At 66.0% G+C, this 12,652-nt stretch carries 13 protein-coding genes; 7 read left to right on the top strand and 6 right to left on the bottom strand.

The features are described from left to right. The first annotated feature begins 122 nt into the window (after window positions 1-122). The 3 genes from ACZY0X_RS07605 (at window position 123) to ACZY0X_RS07595 (ending at window position 4,269) form a co-directional block, all read left to right on the top strand. Entirely contained in the window at window positions 123-1,520 is a 1,398-nt protein-coding gene (locus ACZY0X_RS07605) for an APC family permease (protein WP_463769077.1), read from the top strand. Continuing rightward, entirely contained in the window at window positions 1,517-2,839 is a 1,323-nt protein-coding gene (locus ACZY0X_RS07600; RefSeq protein WP_463769075.1) for a metal-dependent hydrolase family protein, read from the top strand. The genes ACZY0X_RS07605 and ACZY0X_RS07600 overlap by 4 nt, the downstream gene beginning before the upstream one ends. Before the next feature lie 65 nt (window positions 2,840-2,904). Further along, complete coding sequence (locus ACZY0X_RS07595; protein ID WP_463769074.1) at window positions 2,905-4,269, top strand: helix-turn-helix domain-containing protein; 1,365 nt, start codon at window positions 2,905-2,907, stop codon at window positions 4,267-4,269. Window positions 4,270-4,272: 3 nt separating this feature from the next. Here the strand turns inward: ACZY0X_RS07595 and ACZY0X_RS07590 are convergent, their stop codons facing one another. The 4 genes from ACZY0X_RS07590 to ACZY0X_RS07575 all read right to left on the bottom strand — a co-directional run bounded on the left by ACZY0X_RS07590 (window position 4,273) and on the right by ACZY0X_RS07575 (window position 7,306). Further along, on the bottom strand, window positions 4,273-5,187 hold the full coding sequence (locus ACZY0X_RS07590; protein ID WP_463769072.1) for an LLM class F420-dependent oxidoreductase: 915 nt from the start codon (window positions 5,185-5,187) through the stop codon (window positions 4,273-4,275). Window positions 5,188-5,252: 65 nt separating this feature from the next. Further along, window positions 5,253-5,690, bottom strand: coding sequence for an SRPBCC family protein (locus tag ACZY0X_RS07585; RefSeq protein ID WP_463769070.1), 438 nt, complete (start codon window positions 5,688-5,690; stop codon window positions 5,253-5,255). Between the two features lie 60 nt (window positions 5,691-5,750). Continuing rightward, window positions 5,751-6,857 (bottom strand): CaiB/BaiF CoA transferase family protein, encoded by a 1,107-nt coding sequence (locus tag ACZY0X_RS07580; RefSeq protein ID WP_463769068.1) that lies wholly within the window; start codon window positions 6,855-6,857, stop codon window positions 5,751-5,753. After that, window positions 6,854-7,306 carry an SRPBCC family protein gene (locus tag ACZY0X_RS07575; protein ID WP_463769066.1) on the bottom strand — a complete coding sequence of 151 codons (453 nt, stop codon included), beginning with the start codon at window positions 7,304-7,306 and terminating at the stop codon, window positions 6,854-6,856. Before ACZY0X_RS07575 ends, ACZY0X_RS07580 begins: the two co-directional genes overlap by 4 nt. Before the next feature lie 67 nt (window positions 7,307-7,373). Between ACZY0X_RS07575 and zwf the strand changes: the two genes are divergently transcribed. Genes zwf through ACZY0X_RS07555 form a run of 4 tightly spaced genes read left to right on the top strand, consistent with a single transcriptional unit; the run spans window position 7,374 to window position 10,401 of the window. Continuing rightward, complete coding sequence (zwf, locus tag ACZY0X_RS07570; protein WP_463769064.1) at window positions 7,374-8,888, top strand: glucose-6-phosphate dehydrogenase; 1,515 nt, start codon at window positions 7,374-7,376, stop codon at window positions 8,886-8,888. A gap of 47 nt (window positions 8,889-8,935) precedes the next feature. After that, window positions 8,936-9,289 (top strand): UBP-type zinc finger domain-containing protein, encoded by a 354-nt coding sequence (locus ACZY0X_RS07565; RefSeq protein WP_463769062.1) that lies wholly within the window; start codon window positions 8,936-8,938, stop codon window positions 9,287-9,289. A 6-nt stretch (window positions 9,290-9,295) separates the two neighbouring features. Continuing rightward, complete coding sequence (locus tag ACZY0X_RS07560; protein ID WP_463769060.1) at window positions 9,296-10,237, top strand: cation diffusion facilitator family transporter; 942 nt, start codon at window positions 9,296-9,298, stop codon at window positions 10,235-10,237. Beyond that, on the top strand, window positions 10,234-10,401 hold the full coding sequence (locus tag ACZY0X_RS07555) for a hypothetical protein (RefSeq protein WP_463769058.1): 168 nt from the start codon (window positions 10,234-10,236) through the stop codon (window positions 10,399-10,401). Before ACZY0X_RS07560 ends, ACZY0X_RS07555 begins: the two co-directional genes overlap by 4 nt. A 3-nt stretch (window positions 10,402-10,404) precedes the next feature. Here the strand turns inward: ACZY0X_RS07555 and ACZY0X_RS07550 are convergent, their stop codons facing one another. Both ACZY0X_RS07550 and ACZY0X_RS07545 read right to left on the bottom strand, forming a co-directional pair. Then, window positions 10,405-11,967 carry a phytoene desaturase family protein gene (locus ACZY0X_RS07550; protein WP_463769056.1) on the bottom strand — a complete coding sequence of 521 codons (1,563 nt, stop codon included), beginning with the start codon at window positions 11,965-11,967 and terminating at the stop codon, window positions 10,405-10,407. A gap of 60 nt (window positions 11,968-12,027) precedes the next feature. Next, the gene (locus ACZY0X_RS07545) at window positions 12,028-12,636 is read right to left on the bottom strand and encodes a TetR/AcrR family transcriptional regulator (RefSeq protein WP_463769054.1); all 609 of its coding nucleotides are present in this window, start codon (window positions 12,634-12,636) and stop codon (window positions 12,028-12,030) included. Window positions 12,637-12,652 lie beyond the last annotated feature (16 nt).

Here is a 12,652-nt window from a genome sequence, read left to right as displayed (position 1 = left end):
TTCGGGCGTCACCGCTCAGCAGAGCGTCATCGTCATGTCCACCGAGCGCCTTTGGCATGTTCGCGCCCCCCGGGGCTGGCCTACATTTGCCCCCGACCATGCACGCCTACCGGGAGGTCCAGATGACAGACGCCAGCCAGCCGGCATCGGGTGTCTCGCTCAAACGCGTCCTCACCCTGCGGTATCTGATCGTCTTCGGCCTGGCGTACCTCGCACCCACCGTGGTGTTCAACTACTACGGCATCATCACCAACCTCACCAGCGGCATGATGGCGCTGGCCTACGTGATCACCACAGTCGTCATGTGCTTCACCGCGTACAGCTACGCCGCGATGGTGAAGGCGTATCCGGTGGCAGGCTCGGCGTACACCTACGTCCGCAAGGCCGTCAATCCGTGGCTCGGGTTCCTCACCGGCTGGGTGATGCTGGTCGACTATCTGCTGTTGCCGATGATCTGCTACCTACTGGTCGGCATCTACATGAACGAGTTCGTTCCGGCCGTGCCGACGTGGTTGTGGGTGGTGGCGGCTGCCGTCATCGGCGCCTGGACCAACATCGTCGGCGTCAAGGCCACCGGGCGTATCAACACCGTCATCATCGCCGCGCAGATCCTGTTCTCCGTCGTGCTCATCGGACTGATCGCCGGATATGTGGTGCGCGGCAACGGCAGCGGATCGTTGTTCGTCCCGTCCGCACTGCTCAACCCGGGCAACTTCGACTCAGGCAACGTTCTGCTGGCCGCCTCGATCCTGGCCGTCTCATTCCTGGGCTTCGACGCGGTGTCCACCATGGCGGAGGAGACCATCGACCCCGCCAAGACGGTCCCGCGAGCCATCATGATCGTGCCGATCGCCGCCGGACTTGGCTTCGCGTTGATCTCGTACTTCACTCAGATCGCGTGGCCGCAGGGCTACACCGAGATCGTCGACCAGGACGCTGGCATCTTCGAACTGCTCGAACGCATCGGTGGCACCGCGCTGTCCACGACATTCCTGATCACCGACAATCTGGCCAGCCTGATCTGCGCGATGGCGGGACTCGCCGCCGCCTCCCGAATCCTGTACGGGATGGGCCGCGACGGGGCGCTGCCGAGGCGCTTCTTCGGCACCCTGAACCGCAGATTCCGCACACCGGTCAACAACATCGTGCTGACCTCGTTGATCGCACTGAGCGCGATCTTCTACGCCGACAACCTCTCCGGCGCAGCATCGTTGATGAGTTTCGGCGCGCTCACCGGTTTCGTGTTGGTCAACTACTCGGTGATCAACCACTACTACATCCGCGGCAACCGGCGTCACGGCTGGGACCTGGTTCGGTACCTGATCGTCCCCGGTGTCGGAGTGCTGGTGAGCCTGGTGCTGTGGTTCAACGTCGATACCTCCGCCAAGCTGCTGGGCCTGATCTGGCTGGCACTCGGCGTCGGCTACCTGGCGTTCAGCACCAAGGGTTTCCGCGAGAAGCCGGTCGAGTTGCGGCTGGAAGACGACGACCTACAGGAACAGGAGTCCAATCCCCGATGAAGGTGGCAGACAACTTCGCCCTCACCTCGGTCAGCGTCGTCGACGGGTACGGCGGACCGCCCGTCGACGGTCAGGCCGTGATCGTCCGAAGGGGACGCATCGATGCCGTGCTGCCGATGTCGCAGTACCGGCGCACCGGTGATGTGCAGGAAATCGACCTGGCCGGCCACTACGTCATGCCGGGCCTGATCGACGCGCACGTCCACCTGTCGGGTGGGCGGGCGCAGATCGACGACCAGGAGATCGGCGTTATCGCCGAGCCCAAGCTGATGCGGGCGGTGCGCTCGGTCTACGAGGCGCAGCAGCTGCTCAAACGCGGTGTCACCACCGCCCGCGACGTGTCGTGGAACGGCCTCTACCTCAAGCGGCTCTTCTTCGAGCAGCAGATTCCCGGCCCGAAGGTCATTGCCTGCGGTCCTGGGCTGACCCGCACCGGTGGGCACGCCGATCTGCATCAGTTCACGCACGACTACGTCCAGGAGAACGGCGTCTGGGGCATCATGGCCGACGGCTGCGACGAGATCGTCAAGTCGGTGCGCCTGCTGCTACGGGAGGGCGCCGACGCGATCAAGGTCTTCGCCAGCGGCGGCGACAACTGGCCGCATGACCGCAATGCCGACGTGCACTACTCGTTCGAGGAACTGCGGGCCTGCGTCGAGGAGGCGCATCGGCAGAAGGGCACGATCGTGATGTGCCACGCCGAGAACCGCGAAGCCATCAACATGGCGGTCGACGCCGGGTGCGACACCATCGAGCACGGTGAGGACATCGACGAGGAGTTGGCGGCCAAGATGGCGCGCAACGGCACCATCCTGGTGCCGACCCTCCAGCTCATCGTCAACTGGTATCGCGACTTCGTCCCGGTCGGCGATGCCGCACAACCCAAACCGCGTCCGGATGCGTTCCTCTACCGCGACCTGTACGACACCCACGACGAGGCCTTCGGTCACCAGTACAGCAGCAAGGCCGTGCAGAGCTTCCAGACAGCGAAGTCGATGGGCGTGAAGATCGCGCTCGGCTCGGACACGGTGTACGAGCCGCTCACCAAGTACGGCGAGTACAGCGCGCTGGAGTTCCGCGCACTGGTCGAGTACGGCATGACAACCAGCGAGGCGATCACCGCCGCGACACAGGTGGGGTCCGAGGCCGTCGGGATGTCGCACCTGATCGGCACCGTCGAGCCGGGCAAGCTCGCCGATCTGTTGGTGTTGCGCCAGGACCCGACGCAGGATCCGATGGTCATCTACGACGTCAACAACATCTACCTCACGTTCTGCGATGGCAAGCTCACGGTGAAGGACGGCCTGTTCGCTTGGTAGCCCACCGACCGGCCCACTAGGCTGGGCGCCGCAGGCCGGGAGGCCTCCACACGGGCGGCGGGGTGATGTTTCAAGCGGCGGTCGAGTTCGAACCGGGATTCCCGATGCACGCCGACATGCTGGCGATCCGCGCCACAGCCATGCACATGCACCCGAACGCACTCGAGATCGTGTACGTGCTGCGTGGCCAGCTGCACGTACAGGTCAGTTGCGAGGCTTTCGACCTGGAGCCAGGCGACTACGCGGTGATCAACCGACGCGACCCGCACTACCTCGAGGGTTCGACTGACAACGTCACCGCCGTCCTGCATTTCGACCTGGCCGCGTTCGCCGACGTCGACCCGTTCGTCGAGCACATCGTCTTCGCATGCGAGTCGTTCGACCTCGCTCGCTGGCGCGGGCAGGAAGCCCTGCTGCGTGGCCTGCTCCTCGGCCTCATCGAGGATGCGGCGACCACGTCGGAGAGCGGCCGGACGCCGGCTTCACACGCCAGATGCGACGAGCTGATCCGCCTGCTGTGCGACGGGTACTCACTGGAGCACTACTACAACCGTGACGCCCCCATCAGCACCGGCCGCCGCGAGAAGTTCCTGACCATCTTCCGCCATCTCGTCGAGCACGCGAACCAGCGTGATGTTCTGGATCTCATTGCCGCGCAGCAGCATTACTCCAAGTCGTATGTCTCCCACCTGGTCAAGGAGGTGTCCTCGATCAGCTTGCGCGATCTGCTCGTGTTCTTGCGGGTCGCCGCGGCCGAACGACTGCTGTTGGCGACCGATGCCACCGTGCTGGAGATCTCGGCGGCCAGCGGCTTCTCCGACCTCAAGTACTTCACCCGCAGCTTCGTCGACTGGTTTCATCAGACCCCGACGGAGTACCGTCGAAGTACCCGGCCGAAGCTGTTGCGCGACAACGAGACCTCCACGGTGTCGGACTCCGACGTACTGCATCTGGCCGAAGAGCACCGGCGCAGAGTGGCCTCCCCCGCTGAACATCCCCGGCTGAGCATCACACCACTGCTTCTGAAGAATCTCGGGTCACGAACGGACCCGTTCGATGCGGTGCGCGCCCACCCGCCCGAACATGACAAGCCGGCTGAAACCGAACCGCGCCGGGCCATCTCCGGTACCAAACACCTGGTTCCGATTCGGGTGGAACAGGCCGACTTGGACGGCGGCTACCTGATCGACGGGCTGGCCTCGTTTGATCAGATCAACACGAAACCATGCCTGGTCCTGGAGTACAGCACCAAGGCCGCCACTGTTGCGCTCATCGAGGCACTCGCGGCACGACTCTCGGCAGCCTCGGTGCCGGACCCGGCATTCTGGCTGGCCTACCGGGCAATACACGATCGCGCCGGTGTCGACGACGTGATCATGCACGCCGGCTCCACACTGGGGCTGGACGTGACGCCCATCCTGATGCCGTGACCCTCAGATCGCCGACGCGGCTTCCCAGAGCGGGCGCGGATCCGCATCGACACCGCGCAGCGGGCTCAGCACGACATCAGTCGCACCGGCGTCGAGGTAGCGACGTAACTGTCGCAGAACGGATTCCGCGTCACCCACCGCGGCCAAGTCGGCGACGGAGCCGACACCCTCGCGGGCGATGACCTTCTGGTAGGACGGGATCGTCCCGTAGAACGCCAATTGCTCGGCCGCAACCTCACGGCCCCCGTCGACGTCGTCGGTGACCAGAACCGGAACCATGGCGATGACCCTCGGTGCGGGACGTCCGGCCGCGGCCGCCGCCTCGGTGATGGTCGGCGTAATGAGTTCCTCGATGGTGCGCGGCCCGGCGAGGAACGGCAGCGTGCCGTCGGCCAGTTCGCCGGTCACGCGTAAAGCCTTGGGCCCCATGGCTGCGACGTACACCGGGACTGGGTTTCCGCCCGGTACCGTGACGGGCCACTCCGGGCTTGCGGTGAATTCGTTCCCGTGGAAGTCGACGGCACCCGTGTCGAATATCGATCGCAGGACCTGCAGGTGTTCGCGCAGTCGGTCGATGGTGTTGGGCCACGCGGTGCCGAAGGCCGTCTGCTCGGGGGCGTGCGCGCCGAGACCTAGCCCGAGGCTGAAGTTTCCGTGCGATGCCGCCTGCGCGGTCTGCGCCAGCGACGCGACGATCAGCGGGTGTCGCGGGTTGATCGGCACGACCGATGTACCCACACCGAGGCCGGGTACGGCCGCGCCGACGATCCCGGCCAGCGCGATGGCATCGTGGTCGAACTGCTGGGCCAGCCAAATCTGGCGGACACCGACATCGAAGGCCTTACGGGCCTGCTCGACGACGTCGTCGACGTGGTTGTCGGCACGAGCATCTGGCAAGAGCACTACTCCGGTGGGCATATCGCTCACAACCGCACGCGGCTACGCAGGCATTCCCTTCGGATCACCACGAGTCTGACCGGTAGCTACCCGTGATTGCGCGTCACGCGGCATCGAAGCCGGTCCACGGCAACGTCGAGGACCTGCTTCTTGGCTCGCTTGATGAGGAACTCCGGGATGGGCGCGGCCAGGTCGATGATGAGGTCGAACCGCACTCGTGTCTGATCGCCCTCGCGGGTCAGCTTGTACTCGCCGTGCTGACCCCGCTGCTGGAACGTGTCCTCGGCGTCCCACACCACCCAGTCCTCACCCCAGTGGTACTCCAGCACTTCCTTGTCGGTGATACCCATGATCTTCAGCGTCGCCTTGACGTGGTGTGGCCGACCGTCTGGATGCCGGTCGAGCACTTCGGCGTGCCGGTGCAGCGTCGACCACGACGGCACATCCTCGATGTCCGCAAGCGCATCGAGGATGGCGTGGGGTGATGCGTCGAACACCACTTCCCGACTGGCTCGCACTGCCATAGAGCAAATTTTAGTCCTTACTCCGGCGGGTCGCAGGCCGTACGCCCAGCTAACCGAGATTCACCAGCCGATTTGGTCAATCGGGGTGGTCACCTGCGGCGGCGCACCGGCGGGGCCGGACGGCGTGCGGGAGAACCGGGGAGCGGGCGCAGCCTGTGTCACCCCGTCTGCGGTCACGATCGTGGACCGAGCCGTCAGGTGCTCGCTGACCGCCGCCTCGGTCCAGGTGAGCACGGGCGTCACACACGCATCGGTACCGGCGAAGACCGCCGTCCACTCATCGCGCGTCCTGCTCGCGAATCGTTCGGCGAAGATCGTCTGCATCTCGTCGTAGCGGCCCAGCTCGGACTGGTTGGGCACCTCATCGGCGCTCAGGCCCAGCCCACTGACCAGTTGCGCGAAGAAGTGCGGCTCAATGGACCCGACGGCCATGTACCCGCCGTCGGAGCACTCGTAGGTGCGGTAGAACGGGGCGCCGCCGTCGAGCAGGAACGACTCGCGCTGATCCTTCAGAGAGCCGGTCGCCTTCATGGTCCACATCATCTGGGCCAGGATGCTGACCCCGTCGACCATCGCGGCGTCGATCACCTGCCCCCTGCCGGAGCGTTCCCGCTCGTACAGGGCGGCGACGATGCCGAGCACCACCAACATCGACCCACCACCGAAGTCGGCGACGAGATTCAGCGGCGCGACGGGTGGTCGGTCGCGGTAGCCGATGGCACTCAGCGCCCCGGTCTGCGACAGGTAGTTGATGTCGTGGCCCGCCGTGGTGGCCATCGGCCCGTCCTGCCCCCATCCGGTGATGCGCGCGAAGATCAGCCGCGGGTTGACCGCCGCGCAGTCGTCGGGCCCGATGCCGAGCCGCTCGCACGTGCCCGGCCGGAAGCAGTCGAGCAGCACATCGGCCTTCGCCGCCAGGGCGAGCAACGCCTGGGGGTCGGCCTTCACGTCGAGATCAACGATGCGCTTACCGCGGTGCAGCAGGTCGAGGTCCTCGGCAGGCATCTTGAGCGGTCTCTTTGTCCCGTCGCCTCGCTCGCCCGGATCGGGTCGCCGCACACGCACGACGTCGGCACCCATGTCGGCAAGGATCATGGCCGCGTGCGGGCCCGGTCCGATACCGCCGAGCTCGATGACCCGCACCCCCGCCAGGGGTCCCGTGCTCAACCCTTCTTGACCTTCAGGACCTGCTTCCGCAGCCCGTCGGTTGCGGTCTCCATCCCACCCTTCAAGGTGCGCTTCAGGATGAAGCCGGGCATCGGAATCGACAGGTCGATCTTCATGTCGAACTTGACTCGGGTCTTCTCGTCCGCCGTATCCCTCAAGGGGGTCAGCGTGTAGCCGGCGTCCTGCGCCTTCAGCTGCCCGGACGACACCAGGGTCCACGTCACGCCGTTGTCAGACCAGGTGTACTCAATCACCATGACGTCGGTCAGGCCTGCGGCTTTCACCGTCATCTCGACCTGCTTGGGCCGCCCGTCGGGGTAGCGGTCGAGGATCTCCGCCTTCTGATACTGCGGTGACCACGTCGGCGTCGCTTCGACGTCGGCGATGACGTCCAGGATCTCCTCGGGCGTAGCTTCAATGACGACTTCACGCGAATCACTGGTTGCCATGCCGCGACATTAGCGGGGTCTGCGCAGTGTCGTGCGCAGTTCACCAGCGAGTGGAAGCATCAACTCCGTGGCAGCAGAGACGACAGACCAGCCGGACAATCCGCAGACCATCGCCTACCCCGCACCGGGCGCGCGCCCCCACCGCCACGACGATGCAGCGCTGGCACCGCACGTGATCGTCCTCTTCGGCGCGACCGGCGACCTGGCGAAGCGCAAGTTGCTGCCTGGAATGGCCTATCTCGTCCTGTCGTCCCTGGCACCGAAGATCCGCGTCGTGGGCACGTCGTTGGAGGACCTCACCGACGACGAGTTCCGGGCGCTGACCAAGGAGGCGGTCGACGCGTTCAGCACGCACAAGCTGACCGACGAGCAGTGGCAGAGCTTCGCCAGCCGCATCACCTACGTGCCGCAGGGCGCCGGGCCAGAGGCCCTGGCCGCGGCCGTCGCGACCGCCGAGGCGCAGCTGGGACCGGACACACAACGGCTGCACTATCTTTCGGTGCCGCCCAAGGCCGCCCGCGCCGTCATCGCCATGCTGCGCGACGCCGGTCTGGTCGAACGTTCCCGGGTGGTGATGGAGAAGCCGTTCGGCACCGACCTGGCCAGTGCCGTCGAACTGAACGACTTCGTGCACGACACGTTCCGCGAGCGGCAGATCTTCCGCATCGATCACTTCCTGGGTAAGGAGGCCGCACAGAACATCCTGGCGTTCCGCTTCGCCAACGGGCTGTTCGAGCCGATCTGGAACCGCAACTTCATCGACCACATCCAGATCGACATCCCCGAGACCCTCGGTCTGGACCAGCGCGCCAACTTCTACGAGAGCACCGGCGCCTACAAGGACATGGTGGTCACGCACCTGCTGCAGGTGATGGCATTCGTGGTGATGGAGCCGCCGACCGCACTGGAACCGCGCGCCATCAGCGAGGAGAAGAACAAGGTCTTCCGCTCGATGCTGCCGATTCGGTGCGCCGACGTGGTCCGCGGACAGTATGTCGGGTACCGCGACGAGGACGGTGTCGCAAGGGATTCCGACACCGAGACCTTCATTGCACTGAAGGTCGGAATCGACAACTGGCGGTGGGCGGGCGTGCCCATCTACCTGCGCACCGGCAAGAGGATGGCCGAGGGCATGCGGATCATCTCGATCGCCTTCAAGGAGGCGCCGCGCACCATGTTCCCGGCTGGCTCGGGCGTCGGCGCCGAGGGTCCCGACCACCTGACATTCGACCTCGCCGACGCATCCAAGGTGTCGTTGTCGTTCTACGGCAAGCGACCGGGGCCGGGCATGAAGCTCGACAAGATGTCGATGCAGTTCTCGACCCAGGAGACCGAGGAACTCGGCGACGTACTGGAGGCCTACGAGCGCCTGATCCTCGACGCGATGCGCGGTGACCACACGCTGTTCACCACCGCCGAGGGCATCGAATCCCTCTGGGAACGCTCAACGCACCTCCTGGAGGATCCGCCCCCGGTCAAGCTCTACCAACCCGGCACGTGGGGACCCAACGCCATCCACCAGTTGATCGCCCCGAATGCGTGGCGCCTGCCCTTCGAGCGGGGTTGGCGCGAGAAGAAGTAGCGCCCGTCTCCGCACGCATTCGCGCATTCACAATTACGCTCGGACAGATGGGCGTCGAGGTGAATCCGGCAGTCCCGCCGAGCGGGATGGGTTGCGTCGAGTGCGATGCCGTCGGCGGATGGTGGTTTCACCTCCGTCGGTGTGCGGCGTGTGGCCACATCGGCTGCTGCGACGACTCGCTGGCCCGGCACGCCTCGGCGCACTGGCGAGACACCGGCCATCCGATCATCCGGTCGTTCGAGCCCGGTGAGGACTGGTTCTGGGACTACCGCACCGCCGACTACTACGAGGGCCCCGAACTCGTTGGGCCACAGAATCATCCAGAGGATGACCCCGTGCCGGGTCCGCGTGGTCGGGTGCCGACAGATTGGCTGGAGCAACTGCAGCGCCGAACCGACTGATCCGCCGTGGCCAAGTCCCAGGGTGACAGCGCCCTCACGGTGGCGGTCGCGTTCACCGCGAACCTGGTGATCGCCATCGCCAAGACAGTTGCGGCGACGCTGACCGGATCCGCGTCGATGAGTGCGGAGGCGACGCACTCGTGGGCCGACGCCGGTAACGAGGTCTTCCTGCTCATCGCCAACCGGCGAGGCGGCCGTGACGCCGACGCGCGACGCCCGCTCGGCTACGGCCGCGAGGCCTACGTCTGGTCGCTGCTCGCCGCGGTAGGCCTGTTCGTCGTCGGTGCGGCGGTGTCCATCTGGCGTGGTGTCACCGAACTTCTGCACGGCAGTGACCCCGCTGAGGACTACCGGATCGCGTACCTGGTCCTCGCCATCGCCTTCATCCTGGAGAGTGTGTCGCTACTGCAGGCTCTTCGACAACTGCGGCGTGACGCAAAGACTTTCGACAGCGATGTCCTCGAGTACGCGCTGCGCACGTCGGACCCCACGGTGCGTGCGGTGTTCGCGGAGGATGCCGCCGCCCTGATCGGGATTGCCATCGCCTTCGTTGGCATCCTGCTCCACCAGCTCACCGGCGAGGTGGTGTGGGACGCCGCGGGTTCCATCCTGGTGGGCGTCCTCCTCGGCGTGGTGGCCGTGGTCCTGATCGACCGCAATCGGGTGTTCCTCACCGGCGAGTCGGGCTCACCACGCATTCACGATGCGCTCGTCGCTCGACTCGCCGACTTCCCCGAGGTCGCTTCGGTACGCTTCCTACGACCCGAATTCATTGGACCGAAGCGCCTTTTCGTCATCGCCAGCGTGGACCTGGAGGGCGACCGGGTCGAGTCGTCCATCGCCCGCACACTGCGCGACCTGGAACACCGGCTGGAGCGGGATCCCTACGTCGCCGAGGCCGTCCTGACGGTTTCCGAGCCCGACGAAACGGGTACCACCGGGGGGTGAGCACAGCAGGTGACCCCGAAACCACCGAGTCCGGGTCAGGGCCCGAGGGCGCCAAGGACGTCCAGAGCGACCCTGCGAAGGGCAGCGACGAGAAGTCCGACTGGACCGACGAGGGTGGCGCAACCCCGACCGGACCCGCCGACCAGGGTGACGAGACTCAGTGACGCCTAGCGCGCGTCATCGAGTGCGGCCGTCGCGGCGTTGTACCCCGGGATGAAGGTGATGCCGGGCCCGCCGTGGCAGCCGGCACTGCCCAGGTACAGCCCTTCGATCGGAAGCGGCTGATCGATGTAACCCCTGGGGCCCGGGCGATTGGGCCCCATCTGCTCGGGATGAATGAGGCCGTGGCAGTAGTCGCCGCCCGGGGCTCCGAACATCGTGCCCATGTGTTTCGGCGTGAACGTCGTGTGCCGGATGATCTTCGACTCGAAGTCGGGTGCCACCCTGGTGATCTTCTCGATGACACGACGACCCATCTCGACCTTCAGATCGCCGTAGCTGGCGTCGCCGGTCTCGACGGGGAACCACATTGAGAACGCCGAGATCGCCTGCTTGCCAGCGGGGGCCAGCGCCGGGTCGTGCACCGAGGGAAACTGCATAGCGATCGCCGGGTCGGCGGGAACGATTCCGCGCCGAGAGTCCTCCCACTGCCGTTGGAGTTCCTCGGGTGTGCTGAAGAGCCCGATGCTCGCCTGCATCTCGGGATCGTTGAGCATCTCGTAGGGTGCGGCGAACGTCGGCATGCCGTCAAGCGCGAAGTGCATCTGCAGGTAGCTGCCCCGGTGATCGACCCGGGCGAACCGCTCGCGGGCATCCCCCGGCAGGACGTTCGGGTCGATGAGTTTGGTGACGGTGAGGTCGGGAGCGAGACCGGATACGACGACGTTGGCGTTGACGGTCGAGCCGTCCTCCAGACGCACGCCGGTGACCCGGCCGTCGGTCACCAGGATCTCCTCGACCTTGCTGCGCAGCCGCAGCTCACCTCCACCGGAGACGAGGGTGTCAACCAGATGTGCTGTGAGCGCGCCGATTCCGCCACGCAGCTTCTTCATCAACTTGGCGTTCTCATCGGGGACCGCCAGCCCGTACGCCAGCGCGGCGGCGCTGCCGGGGGTGGCGGGACCGCGGTAGGTGGTGTTGATCGCCAGGAACGACAGCATGCCGCGCAGGGCTCCGTGCTTCTCGGCGTCGGGGAGGTACCGGTCCAGGACATCGGTGACCGAGCCGAAGAGCATGTCGGTGATCGCCGAGCGCTCGAATTCGTTGTTCGCGCAGGCATACATCTCGTCGATGGTCTTGGGCGGGGCCGCCGCGTCAAACCGGCCGAGCGCCCGGGTGGGGGCCATGCTCCACGCCATCAGCCCGGCCATCCCGTTGACGGCCTCGGCCCCGTGCACCTCGTTGAGATGGGTGAGCATCCGCATCGGGTCGGCGTAGTACACGACGGGGTCATCCCCGATGCCGCGCAGCGACACCGACATGACGTCGAGGTCCACGGTCGGCAGGTCGTCGAGACCGAGTTCCGCGCTGACCTTGGCCGAGGTCGGGAACTGGAGCGACCCCGCGATCTCGAACTTGTACCCGTCGAAGAGTTCGACGGTCGAGGCCATACCGCCCGCGTACAGCTTGGATTCCAGACAGAGCGTGCGCAGGCCGTTGCGCTGCAGTAGCGCCGCCGCAGCGAGCCCGTTGTGTCCTGCGCCAATGACAATGGCGTCGAAGTCCGTCATGTTCCGAGGCTGGCACGGTGTCTCACGTTTTGTCAATAATGACGAAACTTGGGATGTGCGTCAGCGGCGATCCGCGTCGAACCCCTCAGACACCGACTCCAGCGCAGTACGGCACAGCCGCGCGAGTTCGGGCACGGACCGGTTCTCGTCGAGCATCCACACCTCCATCGCGCCGAACACCGCGGCCGAGATGCAGCGCGCCGTGACGGTGATGCGCAGCCGTTCGTCGGTACCCGCCGCGGGTGGGTCGCTGCGCGTCAGATACTCCTCGACCGCCTCGGCGAAGTCGGCCTCCACCTGACGGATGTGCCGGACGATGCGCCCGGGGTCGAGTTCCCGCGCACGCAACTCGGCGATCTTGGCCACCGCGTCGACGTCGTAGGGCGCCGACATCACCGCCGCGTGCACCGATTCGATGATGGACTCCTCGCCGGACTGCTCGGCCAGCGCGGCGCGAAACCACTGCAGCCCTGCGTCGTAGTCGGCGAACAACAAGTCGTGCTTCGAGGTGTAGTGCCGGTAGAACGTCCGCAGCGACACCCCGGCGTCGGCGGCGATCTGCTCTGCGGAGGTCTCCTCGAGCCCCTGGCCCAGGAAGCGCACCAGCGCCGCCTTCTGCAGCGCGTCGCGAGTGCGCTCGCTGCGCGCGGTCTGCGCAGGTCGGACCATGGTGGGTAACGTACCG

The organism is Mycobacterium sp. IDUB_39, from assembly GCF_055419205.1.
This window is presented reverse-complemented; position numbering and strand designations above follow the sequence as displayed.